General features: G+C 30.2%; 27 protein-coding genes. All 27 read left to right on the plus strand.

Features of this window, described 5'->3' with window-relative positions; all coding sequences use genetic code 11:
• Positions 1-39 precede the first annotated feature (39 nt).
• Entirely contained in the window at positions 40-990 is a 951-nt protein-coding gene (locus DK508_RS13265; RefSeq protein WP_109301231.1) for an acyl-CoA thioester hydrolase/BAAT C-terminal domain-containing protein, read from the plus strand.
• A 54-nt stretch (positions 991-1044) separates the two neighbouring features.
• Entirely contained in the window at positions 1045-1449 is a 405-nt protein-coding gene (locus tag DK508_RS13270; RefSeq protein ID WP_109301232.1) for an AraC family transcriptional regulator, read from the plus strand.
• Between the two features lie 30 nt (positions 1450-1479).
• The gene (locus DK508_RS13275; RefSeq protein ID WP_109301233.1) at positions 1480-1875 is read left to right on the plus strand and encodes a VOC family protein; all 396 of its coding nucleotides are present in this window, start codon (positions 1480-1482) and stop codon (positions 1873-1875) included.
• Positions 1876-1917: 42 nt separating this feature from the next.
• Positions 1918-2646 carry a hypothetical protein gene (locus DK508_RS13280; RefSeq protein ID WP_109301234.1) on the plus strand — a complete coding sequence of 243 codons (729 nt, stop codon included), beginning with the start codon at positions 1918-1920 and terminating at the stop codon, positions 2644-2646.
• A 30-nt stretch (positions 2647-2676) separates the two neighbouring features.
• Positions 2677-3174, plus strand: coding sequence for a DinB family protein (locus DK508_RS13285; protein WP_109301235.1), 498 nt, complete (start codon positions 2677-2679; stop codon positions 3172-3174).
• A 49-nt stretch (positions 3175-3223) separates the two neighbouring features.
• Positions 3224-4180 (plus strand): hypothetical protein, encoded by a 957-nt coding sequence (locus DK508_RS13290; protein ID WP_109301236.1) that lies wholly within the window; start codon positions 3224-3226, stop codon positions 4178-4180.
• Between the two features lie 75 nt (positions 4181-4255).
• The gene (locus DK508_RS13295; RefSeq protein ID WP_109301237.1) at positions 4256-5398 is read left to right on the plus strand and encodes an FAD-dependent monooxygenase; all 1143 of its coding nucleotides are present in this window, start codon (positions 4256-4258) and stop codon (positions 5396-5398) included.
• Positions 5399-5977: 579 nt separating this feature from the next.
• Positions 5978-7153, plus strand: a complete 1176-nt coding sequence (locus DK508_RS13300; RefSeq protein WP_109301238.1) for a P1 family peptidase — start codon at positions 5978-5980, stop codon at positions 7151-7153.
• Positions 7154-7269: 116 nt separating this feature from the next.
• Complete coding sequence (locus tag DK508_RS13305) at positions 7270-8172, plus strand: class I SAM-dependent methyltransferase (protein ID WP_109301239.1); 903 nt, start codon at positions 7270-7272, stop codon at positions 8170-8172.
• 246 nt (positions 8173-8418) lie between these two features.
• Positions 8419-10263: a PLP-dependent transferase gene (locus DK508_RS13310; RefSeq protein WP_109301240.1), complete on the plus strand. Its 1845-nt coding sequence runs from the start codon at positions 8419-8421 to the stop codon at positions 10261-10263.
• A gap of 89 nt (positions 10264-10352) precedes the next feature.
• Positions 10353-11201, plus strand: coding sequence for a sialate O-acetylesterase (locus tag DK508_RS13315; RefSeq protein ID WP_109301241.1), 849 nt, complete (start codon positions 10353-10355; stop codon positions 11199-11201).
• 159 nt (positions 11202-11360) lie between these two features.
• The gene (locus tag DK508_RS13320) at positions 11361-11903 is read left to right on the plus strand and encodes an RNA polymerase sigma factor (protein WP_109301242.1); all 543 of its coding nucleotides are present in this window, start codon (positions 11361-11363) and stop codon (positions 11901-11903) included.
• The gene (locus DK508_RS13325; RefSeq protein ID WP_109301243.1) at positions 11900-12316 is read left to right on the plus strand and encodes a hypothetical protein; all 417 of its coding nucleotides are present in this window, start codon (positions 11900-11902) and stop codon (positions 12314-12316) included. Before DK508_RS13320 ends, DK508_RS13325 begins: the two co-directional genes overlap by 4 nt.
• Before the next feature lie 14 nt (positions 12317-12330).
• Complete coding sequence (locus tag DK508_RS13330; protein ID WP_109301244.1) at positions 12331-12549, plus strand: hypothetical protein; 219 nt, start codon at positions 12331-12333, stop codon at positions 12547-12549.
• A 198-nt stretch (positions 12550-12747) separates the two neighbouring features.
• The gene (locus DK508_RS13335; RefSeq protein WP_160114704.1) at positions 12748-13158 is read left to right on the plus strand and encodes a hypothetical protein; all 411 of its coding nucleotides are present in this window, start codon (positions 12748-12750) and stop codon (positions 13156-13158) included.
• Between the two features lie 81 nt (positions 13159-13239).
• Complete coding sequence (locus DK508_RS13340; protein ID WP_109301246.1) at positions 13240-13707, plus strand: hypothetical protein; 468 nt, start codon at positions 13240-13242, stop codon at positions 13705-13707.
• A gap of 5 nt (positions 13708-13712) precedes the next feature.
• On the plus strand, positions 13713-14513 hold the full coding sequence (locus DK508_RS13345; protein ID WP_109301247.1) for a tetratricopeptide repeat protein: 801 nt from the start codon (positions 13713-13715) through the stop codon (positions 14511-14513).
• Positions 14514-14627: 114 nt separating this feature from the next.
• Entirely contained in the window at positions 14628-15191 is a 564-nt protein-coding gene (locus DK508_RS13350; protein ID WP_109301248.1) for a TetR/AcrR family transcriptional regulator, read from the plus strand.
• 62 nt (positions 15192-15253) lie between these two features.
• The gene (locus DK508_RS13355; RefSeq protein ID WP_109301249.1) at positions 15254-15802 is read left to right on the plus strand and encodes a carboxymuconolactone decarboxylase family protein; all 549 of its coding nucleotides are present in this window, start codon (positions 15254-15256) and stop codon (positions 15800-15802) included.
• 419 nt (positions 15803-16221) lie between these two features.
• Positions 16222-18921: an ATP-binding protein gene (locus DK508_RS13360; RefSeq protein WP_109301250.1), complete on the plus strand. Its 2700-nt coding sequence runs from the start codon at positions 16222-16224 to the stop codon at positions 18919-18921.
• 154 nt (positions 18922-19075) lie between these two features.
• Entirely contained in the window at positions 19076-20326 is a 1251-nt protein-coding gene (locus DK508_RS13365; protein WP_109301251.1) for a serine hydrolase, read from the plus strand.
• A 49-nt stretch (positions 20327-20375) separates the two neighbouring features.
• Complete coding sequence (locus DK508_RS13370; protein ID WP_109301252.1) at positions 20376-21299, plus strand: GyrI-like domain-containing protein; 924 nt, start codon at positions 20376-20378, stop codon at positions 21297-21299.
• Positions 21300-21478: 179 nt separating this feature from the next.
• Complete coding sequence (locus DK508_RS13375; protein WP_109301253.1) at positions 21479-22330, plus strand: ATP-binding cassette domain-containing protein; 852 nt, start codon at positions 21479-21481, stop codon at positions 22328-22330.
• Positions 22311-23066, plus strand: coding sequence for a hypothetical protein (locus tag DK508_RS13380; RefSeq protein ID WP_160114706.1), 756 nt, complete (start codon positions 22311-22313; stop codon positions 23064-23066). Before DK508_RS13375 ends, DK508_RS13380 begins: the two co-directional genes overlap by 20 nt.
• A 2-nt stretch (positions 23067-23068) precedes the next feature.
• Positions 23069-23449 (plus strand): GntR family transcriptional regulator, encoded by a 381-nt coding sequence (locus DK508_RS13385; RefSeq protein WP_109301255.1) that lies wholly within the window; start codon positions 23069-23071, stop codon positions 23447-23449.
• Positions 23436-23978, plus strand: a complete 543-nt coding sequence (locus DK508_RS13390; RefSeq protein ID WP_109301256.1) for a GIN domain-containing protein — start codon at positions 23436-23438, stop codon at positions 23976-23978. Before DK508_RS13385 ends, DK508_RS13390 begins: the two co-directional genes overlap by 14 nt.
• A gap of 71 nt (positions 23979-24049) precedes the next feature.
• On the plus strand, positions 24050-24718 hold the full coding sequence (locus DK508_RS13395) for a DUF4386 domain-containing protein (protein WP_109301257.1): 669 nt from the start codon (positions 24050-24052) through the stop codon (positions 24716-24718).

A 24718-nucleotide genomic window follows, 5' to 3' on the forward strand; every position in this document is an offset into this window, starting at 1 on the left:
TAATGCTTAAACAAAAATAATTGTCTGTATTTAAATCAAATGAATAAATTTTTAATGTACATATTTTGTGTTTTGACTTTTGGATGCAAAAGGATTCCGGAGGATATTTTTATAAGTACAATAGATCTCAATGGGGTTCATTCCAAACTCATAGCAAATTCTAAAAACTCAGATCATCCTCTTGTAATAGTTGTTCCGGGTTCGGGAGGCAGTTATATCCCAGATAAATATCTTTTTGGATTAGTTCAAAACGGATATGATGTTTTGTCTATCGCTTATGTAGGTAAAAAGAATTTGCCAAAAGAAATTGAATTGGTACCATTAGAGTACCTAAAAAAAATCCTTGTATGGGCAAAAGATAAATTCCCAAATAGGAAAATGGTTTTATTAGGGATTTCAAAGGGAGCAGAATATGCTTTAACTTTTGCAAGTCATTATAACCTTGTTGATGCAATAATATGTTATTCCCCAAGTGCTTTTGTCTTACCAAATCATGTAGGTGTAAGTAAAAATGAAGTACAAAAATCTTCTTGGAGTTTAAACGGAAATGAAATTCCTTTTGCACAATTGAATAGCTTTAATGATAAAGCGGGAATGATTACTTACAAAAAATACATAGATCCCATTTTTGATGATGCTGAACAACTTAATACATCTAGAATACATGTAGAGAATATTAAATGTGATGTACTTCTTTTAACGGGAGAAGATGATTTAGTTTGGCCTTCTACAAGAATGGCAAGTTTGATGCAATCAAACATAGAAAAAAGTAATCTTAGTATTAATATCAAACATGTATCCTATAAAAATTGTGGGCATCAATTTGTTTGGTTTGATAAAAAAAAGCCAGAACATATCCCTGAATATCAATCTATGAATTTAACTGGTATTAAAAAGCATAAATTTTTATTTGGAGGCACAAGCGAAGGAACAATAAAGGCTATGATTGATTCTAGAAATGTTGTAATACATTTTCTAAAAGATATCTAAACTACAACACATAACATAGCCTAGATGTTGATAGTAATATAGAAAAATATATGAATGACTTTTTACGAAAAAGAAATTAATAGAATAAATGACATTATTTACTCAAACCAGGAACAAATAAAAACTGTGATTGAAATTAGAAGTTATATTGACAATAACTATAACAGTGATTTGAATTTGGATTTATTATCTCATTTTCACTTTGTATCCAAGTATCATTTGTTGCGATTATTCAAAAAACATTATGGCCTTACGCCTAGACAATACTTAATTGATAAAAGGATTGAAAAATCTAAAGAACAACTAATCAAAGGAACATCTGTAACTGAAACTTGTTTTATTGTTGGATTTGAAAGTTTAGGTTCGTTCAGTACTTTATTTAAAACCAAAACGGGAAAATCACCTACGAGATTTCAAAAAGAGCAACTTTCAAGAAGCAAATTACACTCAGAATTCTGAACTTTGGAATACCAATAAAAAATATCAAAGATGAAAGTAACACTAATTAGCATTCCGGTTAGAGACCAAGAAAAGGCTTTAAGATTTTATACAGAAAAACTAGGTTTCATAAAAAAAAAAGACAAACCATTAGATGGTGGAAATAGATGGTTAACTTTAGTCTCAAAAGAGGCGCAAGATGGACCTGAGGTATTATTAGAACCTGCACCTAATCATTTTGAGCCATCTAAGATATATCAGGATGCATTGATGGAAGCTGGAATTCCATACACTCAATTTGATGTTGACAATGTAGATTTTGAATATGAGCGACTAATTAAGTTAGGCGTGAAATTCAGTGTGAAACCGTCTACAATGGGAACGACAAAATATGCAGTATTTAATGATACTTGCGGGAATAATATTGAAATCGTAGAAGAATTATAAAAACACCACTACCAAAACCTTAATCACAATTAATAAACAAAAATGAAAAACTTTTTTTTACTATCAATTTGTATAATCCTATTTTCTTGTAAGCAAAACCCTAAACCACAAATAGATAATACAATATCGCAAGAAACCATAATACCCGAACAGCATGGTAGCGACAATAATCATGAAAATCAATCAGCAAACTTTGTAAAAGTTCAAATTAACAATAAAGAAATACAAGGAGTAAACTTTGAATTTAAAGGTTCGGGAAGTAAAGAAATCGGATTGACAAATGAATTAAGTTTTGAGATACCAGAAGGTATTTTTGATGATAAATATCATGAGATTTATTTCAATGCTAAGAAAAATACCTTACCTCATATGTTAGAAGTTGGATCATACACCATAGATGGAATTGAAAGTGACGAAAAGTTTCTCAAAAATGAAAGTTATGTATACTGCACAAAAGCATTAAATATAGATACGTATAACAAAATGCTAGAAACGTATGGAACAATGAATAAAGAAGATTTTTTAAAGATCTTGCATTTTGATTTTGTGATAATCCCAGACGATAAAAACAAATTTAATATAGAATCAATAGAAGAAATAAAAGGAGAGAAAGAATTTACAGAAATAGCCGGCGGAAAAGGTATGACAATAAATGCATTTTTAATAAAAGGGGATTTTCAACTTAAGTTAATGCAAGTAGCTACTAAAAAAGAATTTATAATTAAATCTCAATTCAAATCTGAATATAATTATAATTATTCTGACTTTTAAAAAACGTAAAAATGGTTAACATTAATTAGAATGAAATACCTTGTCAACAACATTATTCAACAATTAGAGGAGATCCAAAATGGAAAATTATGGATAGGCAGCACTTTTAATAGTAAATTAAAACTAATAGATGAGAACACAGTTTTTTTAAGACCTATTGAAAACTTGCATAGTGTTGCAGAAATAATTTCTCATTTAACATTATGGAGAAAAGAAACAATCCTAAAAATCCAGACTGGCAAAGGGAGTAAGACAGATGATTGTGAAGAAAACTGGCTAACAAACGATCAACTCAAACCTTTAGGTTGGAAAAAGATCAAATCAGAGTATGATAATACCTTATTTAAATTGATTGACTTATTAAAATCAAAAGACGATGAGTTTTTGAATGAAGAATATTATGATACGGATTTTAAAGGCAATTATGAATATAGATTTGTTATCAATGGTATGCTTCATCACGATATTTACCATTTAGGACAACTTGGAATAATTGTAAAGTATTTGAAAGAAAATAACAAATACTAAAAAAGTATATGAAACCTTAGTTATTATTTACAAAGCATAATTATTTAAAATGAAAAAAATCTTACATACTAAATCGATTTTTATATGCTTTACTTTACTTGTTTTCTTATCGTGCATACGTAAAAAGCCAGAATTGATTCTACTCGATTTTGAGAAGGATTTGCTACCTGAAGGTATTGCTATTGATGGTAGTACAAAAAAATTGTACCTGAATAGTTTAAAAAAAAATAAAATAGTAAGTAGTTTACTTGATGGCAATAACCCTACAGTTTTTCTAGAAACTAATCAACATAATTACTTAGCTGGTTTTGGAATGACAATTAAAGGAGACACTTTGTACGATCTAGGCAACAGTCTTACAGAAGATAAAAACAAATCAATCCTTTTACTTTTACAACTTCCAACAGGAGATCTCATTGATTCCTATTCTCTTAACGACTCCAATTTTCATTACTTGAATGATTTAGCTATTAGTTCTAATAATGAGATTTTCATGACCGATTCAGAAAGTAACAAAATCTATAAAATTCAAAGACCCAATAAGACTATCGAAATTTATATAGATTCTGAAGAGGTTTCCCACTCTAACGGAATTACAATTTCTGATAATGATGAATATTTATATCTAGCATCAAGCAAAGGAATTCGAGTTGTTGACATCAAATCAAAAAAAATTATGAATAAGCCTAAAGAAGATTATTCAGGCATAGACGGTTTAAAATTTTACAACAATAATTTATACGGAATAGTAAACGCTTGGAGGGATAAAACAAAAAATGGCCTGTTTAAGTTTAAACTTAACAATGCTGGAACCGAAATACTTGAAAATGAAAGAATAGTAGAGTTTACAGATAGTTTTAAAATCCCAACCACTTTTGACATTTTTGACGGAAACATTTATTTTGTGATCAATACACAAATAGATAATTTTAACGAGAATACGAATGAGATTTTAGATTTGAAAAAACTGGAATCTTATAAAATGATGAAAATCAGAATCGAATAAAATAATGGTAGAGTACTCTTCTACTTTCTTATAATTAATTATACAATACTCATTAGTTATAATATAAAACTGAAAATGAAATACACAATAATTGGAGCAGGTATTGGCGGGTTAACAACCGCTTTAGCATTTGAGAAAAAAGGTGTTGAGTATCAATTATTTGAAAAAGCACCAAAGATAAATGAAGTTGGAGCTGGAATATGGCTTGCTCCCAATGCTTTACAAGTTTTGGAATATTTGAATGTATTTAATAGAGTAAAATCAAAAGGCAATTCGATTGATCGAATTACTCTAGGAAAAGCAGATTTATCTCCACTTTCAGACAACTATCAAGATCTTGTTAAAGATACATTTGGATATACTACAATAGCAATTCATAGAGCCGAACTTCAAAAAATATTATTAGAAGAAATACCACAAGAAAAGATATTTTTAGGAAAAAGTTTTCAATCCTTTGAAAAATTAAATTCCGGAAAAATCAAATTGAAATTTGAAGATAATTCAACATCTGAAACGGATTTTTTGATTGGGGCTGATGGGATACATTCAAAAATAAGAAAACAACTATTTCCAGAGAGTAAGACAAGGTATTCAGAGCAAACCTGTTGGAGAGGTGTTGCTAATATTACATTGGATAAAGAGTTTGAAAATAGAGGAATGGAACTCTGGGGAAATCAGATTCGTTTCGGTATTTCAAAAATAGCAAAAGATAAAGTGTATTGGTTTGCTGTAGTCTTAGATAAACCAAATCAAAAAGATGACAACGATGTAATCAAACAACAACTTTTGAAAATGTTTAATAGTTTTCATCCATTAGTACATAATTTAATAAAAGCTACTCCCAAAATCAATATTTTAAGAAATGACATCAATGACCTTAAACCTCTCGATAATTGGTCAAAAGGTAATATTTGTTTGATTGGCGATGCTGGGCATGCAACTACACCCAATATGGGGCAAGGTGGTGCCCAAGCCATAGAAGATGCTTATTACTTGGGGAATCTAATAGGAAAAAATCCAAATCAAAATGTCTTTGAATTGTTCCAAAAAAAAAGGCAATCAAAGGTAAATACAATAGTAAAACAATCCTGGACTACCGGAAAAATGGCCCATTGGAAATACGGAACGAATATTAGAAATTTTCTTTTAAAGCATATGCCAAAAAAGATAATGGAAAGAAAAATGATGGAAATGTATCACATTGAAAAAATACATTAATTAATAATGTATATAATCCGTAAAGGTATTCTTGCTAAAATTAAGCTTTAGATTCGGCTTTCTTAATCTTCGTAATTTATGAATGCATTTTTATTGAACTTTCTGGCGGTTGTAATTCTTCGATAGGCTATATAGAATAAATAAAAGTTCAAATTCATTTCTTTGAAATTAAAGATTTTAATTCATAAGAAAATTGAGCGTAAGAACATTCTGAAACTGATATACGGACAATTTTATCAATCTTTATTAGATTACTAATAAAATATCTCTAGTAGAAAATTGTAAATCAAATCTTAAGGGCAAAAGAAATTTCCCTTTCTTCATCAAGATAATAATGTATTGACCTTTAGGTAACGTTTTCGACATAAAAAATGAACACAAAAAACTGTGCATAAAACACCATATATGTAATCATATCTTATTAGTAATAAATCGATCCGTTCTTGTATATTTGTTAGGGCATAAAGATTTTTAATAAAATTTTTTACAAATTTAATGCCGGAGAATTAATTTCTTGGTAACATTTTACCTTTTTAAAACACATACATTAAACATTACATCTCATTAAAATTAAGCAATATGAATAAAGTATTTACATTTTTTGCAATCATAATAATTTGTTGTCAATCATTTGGACAAAAACCAAGAGCAAGAGATTTAGGAATTCCTTTTTTTGGTAATCCTGGTAAATTAAATTCGATAACAGATGTAAAAGGTATCGAAGTGGGTTATTCTACAATTATTTCAGGAAAAGGAGAAAATATACTCGGGAAAGGGCCTGTCAGAACTGGAGTTACAGCAATATTCCCAAGAGGAAAAGCAAAAAAATTCAGTCCAGTTTTCGCTAATTGGTATAGTTTGAATGGAAATGGTGAAATGACTGGTACAACTTGGGTTACTGAATCTGGTTTTTTAGAAACCCCAATAATGATAACAAATACCAACAGTGTGGGAGTAGTGAGAGATGCGGTATTAAAATGGTATGTAGACACAAACTGGTATAGTGGAGAGAATTGGTGGTATACATATCCGGTAGTTGCGGAAACTTATGATGGTTTCCTAAATGACATTTATGGTTTTCATGTCAAAGAAGAGCACGTATTGGAAGCTATTAGTAATGCAACTACTGGTAAAATAGAAGAGGGTAATGTAGGCGGTGGAACCGGAATGATGTGTTTAGGTTTTAAAGGAGGAACTGGAACAGCTTCTCGACAATTCAAAGTCGCAGATTCAACATATACCGTGGGCGTATTAGTGCAAGCCAATTTTGGAGCTAAATTCAATCTAACCATCGCCGGTGTTCCGGTAGGTCGTGAACTACAAGACACATTGAATTATGAAATGAAAAAACCTGCAGTACCGAATAGAAATGAAGGAGATGGGTCTATTATTGTTGTTGTTGCAACAGATGCTCCATTACTCCCACATCAACTTAAAAGAATAGCGAAAAGAGTTCCAATAGGTATAGGGAACGTAGGTGGGCGAGGTGCCAATGGTTCTGGTGATATTTTCATTGCCTTTTCAACTGCTAATGAAAATGCTTTTAGTAGAGATCAAACTGTAAGTGTAAAGAGTATGTCTAATGACCAAATTAGTTGGTTTTTTCAAAGTACAGTGCAAGCTGTGGAGGAGGCAATTGTAAACGCAATGATAGCAGCAGAAGATATGGAAGGTGTCAATGGAAATAAAGTATATGCCATTCCTCATGATTTACTAATTAAAACATTAAAAAAATATAATAGAATTGAAGAATAACTTAATGCAACAACATATAAAATAATTAATATAGATTTTTAAGTTTGGTTTAAAAATTTAATAATAAAACAGAACTTGTTAATTTGAATCAAACAAGTTTTAAATATTCTTAAAAAATGAGTCAAGATAAATTATGGACGAAACTTTTAAAAGTTTTTGAAAATAACCAGGATAAAATTAGAAATATTTCAAATTTTGAATCTGAAAACAACTTTGTATCACTTTTAATTCATGAGTCATTAAGTGAATACAATCAATTAGTTATAGAAAATGTCTACAATATTGTTAAATATTACTTATTCTATCAAAAGGTCGACGTCATAGATTTAATTAAGTTTATTAAAGAAAAGAGTAATAATAACGCTTTTGACATTATTACTCTTGAAAGAGAAAGTCAAGATTCTTTTGATAATAAATTTGGCACATTAACTGGGGTAATAAAGGAACAGTTTATGTTACACGATTCAATTTCAATGGATAGATATCAGAATTCAGCTAGATACCACCCTACTCCCATAAAATCTATGCATTTAGCTCTTGATTCTCTAAAAAAATATAATATAAATTATAATAATTCAATATTTATCGATGTAGGGTCTGGAATGGGACGGAATCTATTAATAGCATCTGAATATCCTTTTAAAAAAATTATTGGGATAGAAATTTCCAAATACCTTAATGAAATAGCAGAAAAGAACATTAGTATTTATAAAACTGAAACTCAGAAATGTAAAAATATTGATTCATATTGTGGAGATGCATTAAATTTTAGTTTGCCTGATTATAACTGTTTGGTATTATATTTTTGGGAGCCTTTCGACGAAAATATATTTAATCCATTTTTTCAAAAAATAACACAATCAATCAAATCAAAAGATCAAAAGGTTTTTCTGGTTTTTTTGGGTAAAGTTTTTTCAGAAGTAAGGAAATCAAAAATTTTCAAATTAAAAGACTATAAGGAGACTAATGATAAAATTTCTGAAACTGATCATTTTTACATATCTACATTTTCAAATTAGCACTATTCTATTTTTGATTTGAAAATCTTATATACTTAAAACAATATAGATACATTTCGAATTTGTTAGTTAGTATTTGAATTACTCTGTTTCGTTTTAAAATTAAAATTCAACACCCCAATACGAAAGGTTATCTCTAAACTCAACATATATTTGTTGTAAGGTATGACCAAACAAAACGTCCAAAAACACTTCAAAAAAAAACCTAATTAATGTATATTGCCGGTTTATATAAAGGTGAAAATTATGCTAAGCAATACAGTGCTAAATTATATTAAAAATGTACTAGAGAATATGCCTGCTGATTGGTTGAATCTAACAACCCATCGACTAGATATTTATGACGAAGAATTGGCCAAGACTGAATTTTTAGAACAGTTCGAAACCCTATTTAATAACAATAATTTTCAGTTATCATCTCTAAGTGAATTGCCTACGGCATATGACTATATTCGGTTAGGTCATCCATTATCATGTGTATTAGAATGGGTAGTGGCTAACTTAAACAATATAAAAGCAGAAAATGTAATTAGTTTTTCATCAAAAACGGTTCCGGTTTTGGCAGTTTTAAGAAAGAATTTACTAGCCAATAAAAACACTCAAATAATTTATAAAGGTGAATTACCGAGTTTTTTTGATCCCGATATCGTAAAGAGTATCTATGGATATCAATTTGATTTAAAAAGAATTGAAAATACAGAAGATATTCCTGTATTTGACGGCAGTACAGTTTTTATTTCGCAACAAGATGATATCTGTAATTTTGACCTCACTCAAAATGTGGACTTTTTTATCAATATTCACCCTCAATTAGGTAGTGTTTTATTAGTAAATGGTGCACAAAATGAAAGTTATATTTCAGAAATTCAGCATGTACGAAGGAGAGAGACCATTGCTATGACACCAGCCAATACGCTAATTGCCTTAAATCATCTTTTAGAGCAATCTTCTGTAATTAATAAAAATAGCAATGTTGAGGCCAACAAATCACTTGTCTTAAAGTCAATTAAAGAGATTACGGGTACAAATATCAAAGCATTAGTTGGATCTAGTGGATTATCCATGCAGTATGCAATTGTTATGGGATTGGTACATGATGCACTAGAAAACCATAAAGGAAAGGCTATTAAAATTGTCGTTCCCCCAAATTGTTATGGAGGGACAAATGATCAGGCTAGACGAGTTGCCGCTTGTAATGATAATATTGAAGTAATGGATTTACCGGTCGATGGTGGTAAAGATATGGTGCAGAGTATTGATGTAGTTTTGGATAAAATTGCTAATGAAGATGCAATTCCATATATCATTGCCGAAATCCCTACAAATCCGAGAGTTGAAGTTCCGGATCTTGAAAAATTAAAAAATGTTTTAAGTAAGAAGCGTAAAACTAAAAATGGTAAAACGGCTATTGATCCAGTCTTTATTTTGGATCAAACATTTTGCCCTAACGTACACTTTTTAGGTGAGGATAATATGCTCTCTTCGGTTAAGACCATCGCATATGTTAGTGGATCTAAATTTCCGAGTGGTGGGCAATGTACTGCTGGTTATTGTGTAGCAAATAAAAAAGCTGAAGTTCTGATGCAAAAAATTGCATTGCATCTAAGACTTTGTGATAATGAAGCTACAGATCTTCAATATGAAATATTAGCAAAGCAATTACCTTCTATGAATCAAAGAATTAATGATGCCTATAAGATCACGCGTGAGTTTGTTACTTTTATCAACGCAAACTTACCCGAGGCGAAAATCAATTTTGTTTCAGAAGAATTGGCACAACAAGGATTTACGCCTTCCGTTTTTTCCTTAGACCTCCCTACCAAAGGTAATACCGACGAAGAAAAAGAAACTTATAAAAGAGCACTAAATCTTAAATTAATCAATTTAATGATTAATGAAATTCCTCAAGAAAGTAAATTCTGTGTAAGCTATGGACAATTAAAAGGATGTTACTGGACAATCCCGGCAACTTCTACTCAAGGAACAACTAAAGAAGGAGATAAGGACTATATTGTGAGGGTTGCACTTTCAGCTAATCTGGATTTCGAACTTCACAAAAAGGTCTTTTTAGATTTTGTAGAGAATATTTGATGATAATGATTTGGTGAATCTCTCTTAATTGGTTTTTATGATTGAGTAATTATTTAGAATTTCTTCTTAACCCTTAATAAAAATAAGATATGAAAAAGATGAGATTTATTGTATTTACAGGATTATTTCTATTAAGCATGAATGTATTAGCGCAAGATTCTAATTTTCATATTTATCTCTGTTTTGGGCAATCAAATATGGAAGGGCAAGGTAAAATAGAAGAGCAAGATAAAATTGTAGATAATCGCTTTCAGGTCATGCAGTCATTGGATTGTTCTACCCCAAAAAGAACAAAAGGTAAATGGTATACTGCGATTCCTCCTTTATGCCAATGCGAATCAGGTTTATCCCCTACTGATTATTTTGGAAGAACAATGGTTAAACATCTTCCCGACAGCATCAAAGTTGGGGTGATTAATGTCGCTATAGGAGGTTGCGACATTAGATTGTTTGATAAAGATCAATATCACAACTACGACAGGACTCATAAAGAACGTTGGTTTACTTCGAAAATAGCAAATTACAACGGAAACCCATATTTGCACCTAATTAACCTTGCCAAATTAGCACAGAAAGATGGTGTAATTAAAGGAATTCTCTTGCATCAAGGAGAAACCAATACCGGAGATAGTTTATGGCCCAAGTATGTGAATAAAATATACAATGATATGCTCGTCGAACTTTCTTTAAATTCTAATGATGTACCCCTATTAGCTGGTGAAGTGTTTTCGGGTAACAATAATTGTTGTTCTGAGATGAATGAAATAATAAATAAATTACCCGAAGTAATAACAACAGCACATATTATTTCATCGCAAGGATGTCCCGGTATGGATAACGCACATTTTAATTCTGAAGGGTATAGAACGCTAGGAATACGATATGCAACGCAAATGTTATCGCTAATGGGATATCAAAATATTCCTGACAAAAAATAGGCCACCACCTACGTTAATTATCTTAAGTTAAAGCTTGTAGCTTTAAATCAAGTTCGCATTATTTATGTTTTTTTTAATTAAAACTATTAAAAAACGCAATAAATTAAAAAAGTATCGTCTTTTTAAACAAAGCCCCCTCATAAAAAGGTTTTATCGAATTTGGAATCAGAAAACACAAAAAAGCTTAAAGAATTTTTTGGAAGAGAATATACATCTCTCAAGATGTATGTGAGCACAAAAATAAGTGACACAGCCAATCGCGATGCAGAAGATATTATCCAGGATGTTGCTTTAAAACTATTCTCGGGAGCAGACAGATCTGCTCCGATTAACAATGTAGCGGGCTTTGTCTATAAATCTATAAGAAACAAGATTATTGATGTAATGCGAACTACAAAAAAATCAAACTCTGTAGACATTGATAAAGATTTATTAAACCTGGTCGAAGTATTAAATCAATCTGAAAGTTCTTACACTTCGGATCAAATGATAGTGGTATTAAAAAAATGCATCGAACAGTTAAAACCTGCCTATAAAGATATTATAATCGCTGTAGACTTTGAAGGGTATTCGTATAGAGAAATTTCGGCCGAAACTGGAATTTCTATAGGAACGCTTATGTCACGAAGACACAGGGCAATAGGAATACTCTATAAAAAAATTGAAATAGAAATAAACAAACATAAAATTATTATATCATGACAAATTTTTTCACTCATAAATTCAGGAAGAAATCACCAATAGAGATTGTGGGAATGATCATTTTTGGTGCAATAGCCATAACAGGATTAGTCATTCTATTTGGTTTTGTAATAATGTGGTTATGGAATTGGCTTATGCCCGAAATTTTTGGACTAACTACACTTACATACTGGCAAGCCGTTGGTTTATTTATTTTACTAAAAATACTAGTTGGAGGTTGTGGTAGTAGCGGTAGTAAAAAATCATCAAAACATTCTAGTGATAAATGCAAAAAAGAATCCAAAACCGATTTTTCAAAATGGAAATATTATGACAAATTTTGGAAAGAAGAAGGTGATGACTATTACAAGCAGTATGTAGAGAGACAATCGAATGAAAATCAAGACTCCTCCTCAAAATCAGATTTAGAATAATATTAAATTATATTATGGAAATACTCATATTTCAAACCGATATTAAATCAAAGAAAAAAGTAAATTCTTTAAAGTCCGTTTTCAACAATCACTCAGATATTATTAGATGGTCTATTGACCTTGAAGATATTGATAATGTGCTTAGAATTGAAGCCACTACCAATTTATTACATGAAGATGTTATTGATTTAGTAAAAATCAAAGGTTTTTATATCAAAACGTTAACCGATTAAAATACTTCTATTATTAGTTCTAATACATATTAGACTATCTTATCCCAATAAACTGTAAATCAATAAAAATGATAGACTATTCTATTAATTGTTGTTCTATTTCATAATAAAGAATTCACAAGTATTAAGTATCTTTAACCAATGTAGAGCATATTAGTGTTTTTATCTATTATGTATCTACACCTAAACCTACTTGATATGTTGAAAAAGATAAAAACAATAATAATACTTACATTTTTTTGTGGATTATGTTCGGGGTATGCTCAATCCGAAATGACTAAAAAACTCCTTGGACAATGGGTCTGGGTTGAAGAAACTGAAGAAAAAAACTCCTTAAATAATACAGAAATAGTATCGATTAATAACCCTCGCTCGACATCTGATATTGAAAGTCTTCCTGAAATAATTATGACTTTTAATCCAGATAATACGTTAATTATTGATGAAACTGGGGCTAAGTCAAATTCTACATTTAAAATTAGTGATTCGATTCTTTCCCTAGGTAATCGTGAATATATCATACTCACATTAGATAATGACAGGCTTGTTTTTAAAGATAAAGATGATGTGCTCGATAATAATTATACCTATAAAAGGCTAGAGAATTAAATTCTAAGAAATATTCTGTAAACTAATTACCTTTTAAAACTAAATATTGAATTGAAAAACAAACTAAACCTTCTTTTGTTAGTGAGCTTTTTATTAGCATTATTAATAACATGCTGGATCTATTACCAGGGTACACATCGAATTGGAGATATTGCATTTAATAAAAATATTGATGATTCTAAATTTGAAGTATGTAATGAAGATAGAATTTTTCAATACTATAGCGTAGGTACGAATTATTCTAATGGCGAAAAAGAAATTAAAAGGCAATTTTCAGAACTAATGTCCAACTTAACATTTAAAAACTCTGGCTTTATTACCTTTAGATTTGTAGTAAATTGTAATGGCGAAATTGGTCGTTTTAGGGTTAAAACTGTTGATACTGAATTGAAAGAAAATCATTTCGAAGAACGAAATATTAGACATATTGAAGAAAAGATAAAGAAACTAAAAAAATGGAACCCTGGAAGCCGAAAAAAACAAAATTTTGATAGTTATTATGTATTAACTTTCAAAATAGAGGATGGTAAAATCAATGATATATTTTAAATTTCATGAAAAAGTTTTTAAAAATAATTAAAATTGTTCTTACCGTTTTATTTTTTTCTTATTCGATAATCATAGTCTACTTTGTTGGGTTTTCGTCAAAAGATGGCAGATTTAAAGTTGCCGAACATGCTCAAGGCATGTATCTTTCCCAAAAGATGTTTGATATATTGATATTTCAAAACGCAGATAACTCCGATCTATATTTTGAAAAATCTGTTGCTTTTAATAAAATGGGGCAATATGCAAAAGGTAGTGAGCTTTTGGATAAAGCAGTACAAATAGATCCCAAAATACATCTTGGATATAGAGGTTGGTTAAAACTAAGAAAATTAAGATCCTTTGATAATGCATTAAAAGATTTTGATCGCCTCGATAAGTTAACTCCCAATGTAATAGATGCGCCTTGGGGAGAGGATATTGATTTTTTAAGAGGCGAATGTTACTACGGTAAAAAAGAATATCAAAAAGCTATTGATATGTTTAATCGTAGCATCAAAAACCAAAAAGAAGATTGGGCCGATATTCATACTTTTGTTTACCTAGGCCTATGCGAGTACGAACTTGGAAATTATGAAAAAGCAATTTCTGAATTTGATAGAGCATTACAACAATCGCAAACCACACCAGAGTCATATTTAGGGATGGCAAAGGCATATCACAAACTTGGAGATATTCAACAGGCAAAAAATCATGTTTCAAAGGCAGAAGAATATATAGAATCCAAACGTGACGATGTCTACAATGAACTCTTAAATGAAATTTATCTTTCGGATGTTATAGCGTTTAAAGAAAGTCTAAACAATTAGGAGTTTTTATCACTTACCCTATCCTTATTTTCATGTACATAATTTAAACAAAAGTTAAAGTTTCATTTTATATCTAACCGATTGTTTAGCTTTGTACAAGATATATAAAACCTGATGGCTCGAGCAAAACAATATAAGGAAGAAGAAGTAATCAAAAAGGCGATGAATTTATTCTGGCGTAATGGTTATGAAACTACCTCTATGCAAATGCTCGAAAAAGAAATGGGTATTAATAAATTCTCTATTTATTCAAGTTTTGGTAGTAAAAATGGAGTTTTTCTTGAAAGTATTAAGTGCTATAAACAAGAACTAAATCAAATTATTAATAAGCTTAAGGTTTCTATAGATGGCATCATAGGCATAAAACAATATTTCTATGATTTTATTGATTTTGCCAAAGAAAAAGAGATTGGGAAAGGCTGTTTAGTGACGAATACAGCTAATGAGCTTAGAGATGATGCAGACGAAAAGATAAAAGAAGCATTATCAAAATTTATGTATGAAGTAAAACAAGTATTTACTAATAGTTTAAAGCAAGATATCACTAAGGATGAAGCTACAATTAAGCTACAAGCCGATTATCTACTTATTTCGCTATTCGGGCTATCATCTGCTTCTAGAGTATTCAATAAAAAGCAATTAGATAATTATATAGAACATATCTTCAAAAACGTATAATTTTTTTAACCCATAACTAAACGATCGTTTAGCTATTTAATTTATAACATAAAAATAAAATTATGAGTACATTAAAAATTCACAGTATTAAATCAGCACCACAAGAAGTTAAAGCTTCGCTAGAAGCATCTGTAAAATCCTTTGGTATGTTACCAAATTTACATGGTGTGTTGGCAGAAGCTCCTCAACTATTAGAGGCATACAAAACACTGCATAGTCTTTTTCAAAACACTTCATTTAATGCTGAAGAACTTACAGTAGTTTGGCAAACCATTAACGTAGAGCATAACTGCCATTACTGCGTACCTGCGCATACAGCAATCGCCCATATGATGAAAGTCGATGCTTCGTTGACCGAAGCCTTAAGGAATCAAGAATCAATGCCCAATGCCAAATTACAGGCTTTACACGATACAACACTTAGTATCGTAAGAAATCGTGGTAATATCGATGCTTCACAAATTCAAGCTTTCTATGATGCGGGATATGGAGAGCGCCAATTACTGGAAATTATCTTGGGGCTAGCACAAAAAGTAATTAGCAATTATACCAATCATATAGCTAACACACCTGTAGATGAACCATTTCAAAAATTTGCTTGGAGTAAATAATTAAACACCTCATAAGCGCTAGTCAATAGGGTTAGTGCTTATGTTTTTATGATACAAAACAGGCAAAAAATAACACTATATATAATTTCTTTCTCATTGGTTCTAATGTTATTCATTTAGCGTAAAAAACATTCTCTTCAAAGTAATACGATACATTTTACACAAATGATTGCAACTCTAGTTGGATTATAAACCCAAAAAGTACTGTAAATTATTGTGAAATGGCTAAGTATATTATTTATATCATTTAATACCTCGCTACAATTTATATATTTGACTAATTCTAATTGCGAGTATTGCTTAGTTAATAAGGCTTTAATAAGTAAAAAAACACTTACGGTAAGCTTAATAGTACTTATTTTACTGCCGAACTTGTAAAAAGGGAATTGTCCAAATCTATTGCTATAAATACGAAATAAGTGAAATACAACGCTAAAAATTTTTATAACTATTTTAAAGATTGTTACAAGTTAGATTATAAAGAATTTGAAGTAAACAACATTTTGGCGCAGAAACATACATTCAAATGGTTTGTTTCGAAAACAGAAGAACTATTACACCAAAAACTTCCTATTATTCCTTATTTCAATACCAAGATCGTAGAGCTTGAAAAAGAAATTGAGCTTTATAAACTTGAAAAAAAACTCTTTTACGGATGTTTCTTTTTATTAGGTGAAAAAGAAAATTCCTTTTCAAAAGATAAAAGACTCTGTGCACCTTTATTTCTATTTCCTGTCGATATTCAGACTATAGATGATGATAAATTTCTCGAAATTGACAAAACTGCTTTAATCATTAACAGAGCAGTACTTACCCAGCTCGAAATCAAAGATTCTACTTTGAGCAAAGATCAGTTTATAAAAGAAATTTCAGAATTACTAATAAACGATCAGAAGGAAATGATTGGTATAAAAAGAATATTTGATAAGTTCTTTTTGAATGTAAATACCGATGAGCTACTTCTCTTTCCTTCGGTATGGCCTGTACGTAAAATTAGAAAACACTTATCTGAAACAACTTACAATGATGGCGAATTTAAAATTGTTCCAGCCGCCGGGACTGTATTTATCAAAAAATCCGAATCTTCACTAAGAGTTCTAAACGATTTAGATGAAATGGCAAAGAAAGCCAAATTTAATACTTCAATTGAAAATTTAGTAAACTCTAGTACTTTAGAGTCAGAATTTAATTTTAGTTTTTATAAATCTCGTTTAAACTCTGATCAATTTAATGCTCTAAAAAATGCATATAAATTCACTAATTCTGTTATAGTAGGTCCACCAGGAACCGGTAAAACATACACTATTACCTCTATCATATCAGACGCCGTAATCAATAATCAGTCTGTATTAGTTGTATCTAAAACAAAACAGGCGGTAGAAGTGTTAAGAGGAATGCTTCAAGATGATTTTAAATTAAAAGATTATTTGATTCATACCACTGGAATTAATTATAAATTAAGTCTTAAATCAAAAATCAGGAAATATCTAAGCGGAATTACGGCACGCCAAAATCTATCATTAAATGAACCAAGAATAAAAAAATTATACGACAAATTAGAGCAGTTAGAAGAAGGGTTTGAAAAATTTGTAGAAAGGGAACTCGAAATATCTGATTTAGAGTTCTCATCAGAATTAAATTTTCTCGAGAAATGGCGTAAATTTTACTTAAAAATTATATCATCAGATCACGAAAAATTATGGTTGTTATTCAGAGAAATAGAAGCCGTATTACAGTCTTTAGAAAAAGAAATAAGTCTTTTCTCAAAACGTAAAATCCAAGGAAACATAAGAGACAATTTTAAGATCTTCAGGAAAGATATTTCATTATTTTTTGATGCTCTAGATTCGTCTAGTTTTACGGAATACAAAAATCTTTTAGACAATGTTGAGCAAAAAAACATTTTAAAAGTTTTCCCTATATGGCTTGCAAACCTTTCTCAATTAAACTCAGTTCTTCCTTTACAAGAAAATCTCTTTGATCTCGTAATAATTGATGAAGCTACTCAATGCGATATTGCCTCTGCTCTACCCGCTCTATATAGGGCTAGTAAAGTAATAATTGTTGGAGATCCAAACCAACTAAGGCATTATTCATTTGTCTCTCGCGATCAGCAAGCCAGTTTAAGAAAAAAATATCAATTACCTGAGGAGAAAATTTTTGATTATCGAAATAGGAGTATTTTAGACTTTTTTATTTCAAAAATTTCAAAGCAGGAGCAAATTACATTTTTGAGAGAACACTTCAGGTCGACACCTTCATTGATTGAATTTAGCAATCAACAATTTTATGAAGGTCAACTCGAAATTTTAAAATCTTCACCCAAACATATCTTAAATGATCAAATAGAAGTTATCAGTACGTCGGGAAAAAGAAATGAAAAAGGTATAAATGAAATCGAGGCTCAAGCAGTCATAAGTAAACTTAATACTATAATTCAAAAATATGAAACAGGAGAAAGAATTCCAACAATTGGAATTATTTCTCCTTTTAGTAAACAAGTTGTATTTATCAACAAACTTCTAAAAGAAAAATACGATCTAAATACACTTAAAAAATTTAATCTACTGTGTGGTTCTCCATACAACTTTCAAGGATCAGAACGTGATATCATACTATTATCGTTTTGCGTTTGCGACTCTAGTCATCCCTCTACCTTTATTCATGTAAATAAACCCGAAGTTCTAAATGTAACTATTACAAGAGCAAAATCACAACAAATCATCTTCAAGTCGATTTCAGAAACTTCATTAAATCAAAAAAGTTTGCTTTATCAATATTTTAAATTCGTTAAAGAATTTTCTCATTTTGATAATAAAAATTTATATCAAGATGAATTTCAAAATGAAGTGCGTCACGAATTATTAAAATTAAACTATGATAATGTTCAATGTGGTTACCCTATCGCCGGTAGCATACTTGATATTTTGATTACGCACAACAATAATAATTATTTTATTGACCTAATAGGCTACCCAGGAATGTTTACACAAGCCTTTACCTTTGAACGATATAAAACACTTGCTAGAACAGGAATTAAAAGTTTTCCTCTACATTATAGTTATTGGCAAAAAAATAAAACTAGTGCTATCGAAAAGATTAAAACAAGAATTAAATAACACCGATACAGATAAGTATCGTTGAAAAGAAATAAGATATTCTTAGGTACAAATTTGACTATAAACCCTAAAACCAGCTCCTTTTTATCAAAAGCAATAATTCATTTTCTGCTCAACTTACCCTATATTTAAGACGTCATCCAATCAAAAGAAAATGAAAGAAATAAAAAGTATAATTGTAGCCATTCTTTTTACAATTCTTATCCCCGTAACATTAATAGCCCAATCCGACAATTTCGATTTAGTAAAACCAGAATTAGTTGATGTGTCCAGCGATTCTCTAAAAAAAATGAATGCACATTTTCATAGGTTAGTTGATGAAAAACAACTCGCAGGAATCCAAACTGCAATTTTACGTAAGGGCAAATTAATTCAATTCGACAGTTATGGTTTTTCTGATATTGAAGAGAATAGATTACTTAATGAGCAAAGTATATTCAGGATTTTTTCAATGACTAAGCCAATAGTTTCTGTTGCTTTAATGCAATTATTTGAAGAAGATAAGTTTAAATTAACAGATCCCCTATACAAGTTCATTCCAGAATTTAAAGAAATGTTTGTCTATTCAGACACCACTCTTATTCCTGTTCAACAACCTATTAGAATTGTTGACCTACTTACACATACTTCGGGGTTTAATTATGGTAGAACTCGAAATTCGGCTTTAAATCAGTTCTATTATAATGCCAATTTAAACACTTCAAAAACTAATAAAGAATTTGTAGAAAAACTAAGTAAGTTGCCCTTACAATTCGAGCCAGGTACAAATTGGCAATATGGATTATCGACTAATATTTGTGGTTATCTCATAGAAGTATTATCTGGTAAATCACTAGATGTATATTTAAAAGAAAATATATTTACTCCTTTAGGTATGAATGACACTCATTTTCAACTACCAAAAGAAAAAATAAATAGGTTTGGTGCTGGTTACAGGTGGCAAGAAGAAACTGGATTAGTTGTAGTCGAAAACTCAAGAGATAATAGGTTTGTGCAAGAAGTTACACTCATGAATGCCGGTGGTGGACTGGTATCTACAACGTATGATTATTTGCGGTTTTGTGGGATGCTACTTAATAAAGGACAGTACAATAACATTCAAATCTTAAAACCAAAAACCATTGATTTAATGTTAACTGATCATTTAGAAGGAGTAAGAAAGTATCATGAACGAATTCGTTTACCAAGAGGTGAAGCTGGTTTTGGATTAGGGTTTGCTATACGCGGAAATAGTATCGATGCATTACAACAAGTGTATGGCTGGGGGGGAGCAGCAGGAACCTATTTTAAAATTGATTTAGAGCATGAATTAGCCTATATTTTGATGATACAATTATCACCGTATAGACATTTAAATCTCAGACAATTATACCAGGATTATATTAATTCAGCCCTAATAAAATAGAGTAAAACAAGGAGATTTTTAAAACTGTAAAAAATATTTTGTTCATATAATGAATATCAACAATAACGAAATTAGAAATAACTATTCTAGTAGTATTAATAATGCTTTAAAATTTATCGATGATAACTTAGAAAGCGAACTTTCATTAGAGTTAATTTCTGAAGTTGCTCATTATTCTCCGTTTCATTTTCATCGTATTTTTAAAATCATGACTAATGAAACTCTAAATACATACATTACCAGAAAACGAATAGAAAAAGCAGCTTCTACCCTATTTCGGCAGAAAGAAATTACAATTTCAGAAATTTCATTACGATATGGTTTTAACAGTATTTCTTCGTTTAGCAGAGCGTTCAAAAAATTCTATAGTATAAGTCCTTCAGAGTTTAGAAAAATAAGTCCGAGCAAGTATAGCAAGATATGTCAAGTAGAAAGCAAGATCGGACAAGAGAACACCGTTTTTGAAGAATACATTTGCAACATTAATAATCTTAAAAATTGGATTAATATGAATGCAAAAATTGAAATTAAAAAAATACAACAGCTAGATCTTGCTTTTATCTCTCATTTAGGAGAACACGGTTTGGATATTACTTTTAATAAGTTGATTAAATGGGCTACTCCCCATGGCCTTATGGATAGGCCAAATCTTAAATTGCTTACTATGTATCATGATAGTTACAAAGTAACCTCTCCTGATAAAATTAGAAAAAGTGTTGGTATTGTTTTAGATGAACCAATACATACTAGCGGAGAAATTGGATTAACCACCATAGAACAAGGAAAATATATTGTAGGTAGTTTTGAGATTAGTCCTCAAGAATTTGAAAAATCTTGGAGTGGTCTTTTTGTTTGGATGAACGAAAACGGATATAAAAAATCAGAACAAAACCCTTTTGAAATATATCATAACAATTTTAATGACCATCCAGAAAAGAAATGTATTGTAGACTTATATATACCAATCCAATAATCAGGGTATAAAAACGTAAAATATTACTTTCATCAATGTTTAAAGGGGTCTAGCTAGTATAAATAGTTGAAAAACAGCCTCTTCATTTATAACCCAATCATAAATAAAATTATTTTTTCTTGTTTTATTCATATTACTTAGTTAGTTTTGAAGTGTACTAGATAACTAATACACTAGATATGATAACCTTAAATAATATTCAATACTATTATCCTAAAAGTAAAATTGTACTCGATAATATATCGTTACAATTTGCTCCTGGTAATATATATGGTTTATTTGGTAAAAATGGAGAAGGGAAAAGTACTTTAATGAAAATAATGACAGGTTTACTATTTCCAAAGGCTGGTATTTATCAAGCCTTTGGAAATAAAATATCAAGACAAAACATATCATGTCTTCAAGATATTTTTATAGTCCCAGAAGAATTTGAGCTCCCTTCACTTAAAATTTCAGCTTATGAGTATATAAACTCTCCTTTCTATCCTAATTTTTCTAGAGAAGAATTTTATACACTTATTAAAGAATTTAAACTTTCTCCTAATCAAAAGATATCTACACTATCCTTTGGTCAGAAGAAAAAAGTGCTTATTGCATTTGGTATTGCCACCAATACCAGACTATTGCTCATGGATGAACCCACAAACGCCCTAGATATACCTTCCAAAAGTCAATTTAGAAAAATTATGGCTTCTGCTGTTGATCAAGGTAAGTGTATTGTTATTTCTACACATCAGGTAAGGGATTTACATAGTCTAATCAATCATGTTATTATATTAGATCATTCGCGTGTTGCTTTTGATCAATCGCTAAGCAATGTTTCAGAAAATCTTTGGTTTGGTAAGCCTTCTCAGGCTAAACCTGAATCAATTATTTATTCTGAATCTGCTTTTGGAGGAAAAGCTGTTCTCATGCGGCAAGGAAAAAATGAAACCGAAGTTGATCTTGAATTATTATTTAATGCCGTTTTAGATCAACCAGAACGGGTAAATTATGCAATTAAAACCAGTTATGACGAAAAGCGTATTTAATATTAAAAGGATAAGTCTTTTTATGCTTAGAGACTTGACTATACTCAAGAGTACGATTACTACATCTTTATATGTTGTATGTGGACTTTTCTTTATTTCGTTTCTTATTCGTCTTAGAGGAGATCTTGTTTTATCTTCATATGATTTTGCCAGTGTATTTGGCAAGTTTTACATTATACTTGGCATACTGTTTACTTTTTCTGTTTTTAAAGAAGCCCAAAATCAAAAAACCAACCATCTCTATTTTTCGCTACCTGTATCATCACTAGAAAGAATAGCCGCGGCCTGGCTCAGTACAGTAATCCTTTTTACTATTATTCTTACTGTTCTTGGAGCTATAATAGGACAACTTGCTATTTTGATAGGAAGCATGTTTTCTGAAACTTCTTTTCATATGGTATCCATATTTTCTGAAGAATATTGGGGAGCAGTTACATTTTATGCTATCATACAACCTCTATTCTTGTACGGTGCTCTTAGGTTTAAGAAAAATAGAATTGGTAAAACATTATTATCCGTTTTACTATTAATTTTTGGTTTAATGATCTATAATTTTATGTTTTATGGTATTCTCAATCATAGCTATGATGTGTTTTCAGGTGAGGATTTAGCTGCAGAAGCTTTTGATCTTACATCTAAAGATTTCTCTGGAGCAGGAAAATTTGCTTTTATGGGGATCTTAACGCCATTACTTCTTGCTGCCACATATTTTAAGTTAGTTGAAAAAGAGGTTTAACCATGGATTTTGACAACAGTAAACCGATTTATTTACAAATAGTGGATTTATTCTATGAAAATATTCTCGAAAAACGATGGCAGGAAAATGAAAGGATTCCATCTGTAAGAGAAGTCGCTATGATGGTCGAAGTAAACCCAAATACCGCAATAAGAGCTTTTACTCATCTTCAAGAACAAGAAGTCATCCATAATAAAAGAGGGATTGGCTATTTCGTTTCAGAAAAAGGGTATGATAAAGTTCTTGATATTAAAAGACACGAGTTTATTGAAACAACCTTACCGGATGTATTTAAAAAAATGGGATTACTTAATGTTAATATCAAAGAAGTGAACAACTCATTTAATCAATATCTAAACAATATAGATCATGAAAAAAAGTAAATTAATGATATTAATCGCACTTAGTGTAGTGTTATTTTTTTTCTTGTCTTTTCAACTTTCGATTCATCGAAACATAAAAAAAGGCGCAATCCCAGAAGACAGTGCATATATCCGAAAAAACATAGATGTTGAACATTTTACAAAAATCAATTTAGATCATTATATCAATGTTGTTTTTAAACAGGATAGTACTCAACAAATATTAATAAATGCTCCTGAAAATTTAATGCCTTATATCGATGTTCAAGTATTAGATAACGAATTAACGATTAAAAAAACAAAGCGAACAAGCAGTGAAGATTCAATAGTAATCCTAATAACAAATAATCAATTAGATCAATTAGTAACCAATACAGGAGTGAGTTTTGAGACAAAAGGTAAGGTACACGGGAAAAACTTGCAATTAGAATTTGGTAGTAACTGTACAGGAAGATTAGAACTCTCCTACTCTTCTGTTATGTGTAAAACTGCAAAAAATGCAACAATAAAAATAACAGGAAACTCTAATGAAATAGATTTTTCTAACTAATTAAACTATATGTATAACACCATTTTAAAGTAATCAATCATCAATCAATCATCAATTAAAAAACGAACATTATGTACTCAATTAAAAAAATCGGAAGAATAATCGGTATCGTATTTCTCATTCAATTTGTGATGGGAGTCCTAATTAATCTTTATATACTTGGACCAATTGTATTCGATCCTGATTATTTAACCAAAATCATCGCTAACTCAAATTTAATAATAGCAACTACCCTACTTAGATTTCTACTAAGTTCTATCAATATTGGAGTTGCTATTATGCTACTATCAATCTTTCAGAAAAAAAATAGAAATATTGCCATAGGATATTTAAGCTTTAGCATTATTGGTTTTACTGTAGGTGTATTAGATAACACCATTATATTATCACTATTATCATTAAGCGAATCATTCACAACGGCCTCATCCTCTGATATTAGTAATTTTCAAAGATTAGGTGACTTATTTTATGAGATAAGATTTTGGACACATATGATCGATATGCTTGTTGGGAGTCTTTTCTTATCTACCTTATACTATTTGTTCTATGTGTCTAAATTAATTCCAAGAATTCTATCTACATTAGGTTTTTTGGCCGTTGTTATAATGACAGCAAACATTATTTGGGCATTTTTTGGAGAAGGTTTAATGATATTATATCTACCTATAGGCCTAACTCAATTATGTATCGCCATTTGGCTTATTATAAAAGGATTTAATTCTAATCAAATTACATCTTAA

The sequence above is a fragment of the Aquimarina sp. AU474 genome, assembly GCF_900312815.1.
Taxonomy (GTDB): domain Bacteria; phylum Bacteroidota; class Bacteroidia; order Flavobacteriales; family Flavobacteriaceae; genus Aquimarina.

Bases quoted from the DNA above. Each gene is read 5' to 3' on its own strand.
- DK508_RS13330 (WP_109301244.1), top strand. From the start codon at position 12,331: ATGGAAATACTCATATTTCAAACCGATATTAAATCAAAGAAAAAAGTA.
- DK508_RS13390 (WP_109301256.1), top strand. From the start codon at position 23,436: ATGAAAAAAAGTAAATTAATGATATTAATCGCACTTAGTGTAGTGTTA.
- DK508_RS13295 (WP_109301237.1), top strand. From the start codon at position 4,256: ATGAAATACACAATAATTGGAGCAGGTATTGGCGGGTTAACAACCGCT.
- DK508_RS13350 (WP_109301248.1), top strand. From the start codon at position 14,628: ATGGCTCGAGCAAAACAATATAAGGAAGAAGAAGTAATCAAAAAGGCG.
- DK508_RS13385 (WP_109301255.1), top strand. From the start codon at position 23,069: ATGGATTTTGACAACAGTAAACCGATTTATTTACAAATAGTGGATTTA.
- DK508_RS13395 (WP_109301257.1), top strand. From the start codon at position 24,050: ATGTACTCAATTAAAAAAATCGGAAGAATAATCGGTATCGTATTTCTC.
- DK508_RS13355 (WP_109301249.1), top strand. From the start codon at position 15,254: ATGAGTACATTAAAAATTCACAGTATTAAATCAGCACCACAAGAAGTT.
- DK508_RS13300 (WP_109301238.1), top strand. From the start codon at position 5,978: ATGAATAAAGTATTTACATTTTTTGCAATCATAATAATTTGTTGTCAA.
- DK508_RS13370 (WP_109301252.1), top strand. From the start codon at position 20,376: ATGAATATCAACAATAACGAAATTAGAAATAACTATTCTAGTAGTATT.
- DK508_RS13335 (WP_160114704.1), top strand. From the start codon at position 12,748: ATGTTGAAAAAGATAAAAACAATAATAATACTTACATTTTTTTGTGGA.
- DK508_RS13375 (WP_109301253.1), top strand. From the start codon at position 21,479: ATGATAACCTTAAATAATATTCAATACTATTATCCTAAAAGTAAAATT.
- DK508_RS13280 (WP_109301234.1), top strand. From the start codon at position 1,918: ATGAAAAACTTTTTTTTACTATCAATTTGTATAATCCTATTTTCTTGT.
- DK508_RS13380 (WP_160114706.1), top strand. From the start codon at position 22,311: ATGACGAAAAGCGTATTTAATATTAAAAGGATAAGTCTTTTTATGCTT.
- DK508_RS13285 (WP_109301235.1), top strand. From the start codon at position 2,677: ATGAAATACCTTGTCAACAACATTATTCAACAATTAGAGGAGATCCAA.
- DK508_RS13275 (WP_109301233.1), top strand. From the start codon at position 1,480: ATGAAAGTAACACTAATTAGCATTCCGGTTAGAGACCAAGAAAAGGCT.
- DK508_RS13265 (WP_109301231.1), top strand. From the start codon at position 40: ATGAATAAATTTTTAATGTACATATTTTGTGTTTTGACTTTTGGATGC.
- DK508_RS13345 (WP_109301247.1), top strand. From the start codon at position 13,713: ATGAAAAAGTTTTTAAAAATAATTAAAATTGTTCTTACCGTTTTATTT.
- DK508_RS13310 (WP_109301240.1), top strand. From the start codon at position 8,419: ATGCTAAGCAATACAGTGCTAAATTATATTAAAAATGTACTAGAGAAT.
- DK508_RS13365 (WP_109301251.1), top strand. From the start codon at position 19,076: ATGAAAGAAATAAAAAGTATAATTGTAGCCATTCTTTTTACAATTCTT.
- DK508_RS13325 (WP_109301243.1), top strand. From the start codon at position 11,900: ATGACAAATTTTTTCACTCATAAATTCAGGAAGAAATCACCAATAGAG.
- DK508_RS13270 (WP_109301232.1), top strand. From the start codon at position 1,045: ATGACTTTTTACGAAAAAGAAATTAATAGAATAAATGACATTATTTAC.
- DK508_RS13305 (WP_109301239.1), top strand. From the start codon at position 7,270: ATGAGTCAAGATAAATTATGGACGAAACTTTTAAAAGTTTTTGAAAAT.
- DK508_RS13290 (WP_109301236.1), top strand. From the start codon at position 3,224: ATGAAAAAAATCTTACATACTAAATCGATTTTTATATGCTTTACTTTA.
- DK508_RS13315 (WP_109301241.1), top strand. From the start codon at position 10,353: ATGAAAAAGATGAGATTTATTGTATTTACAGGATTATTTCTATTAAGC.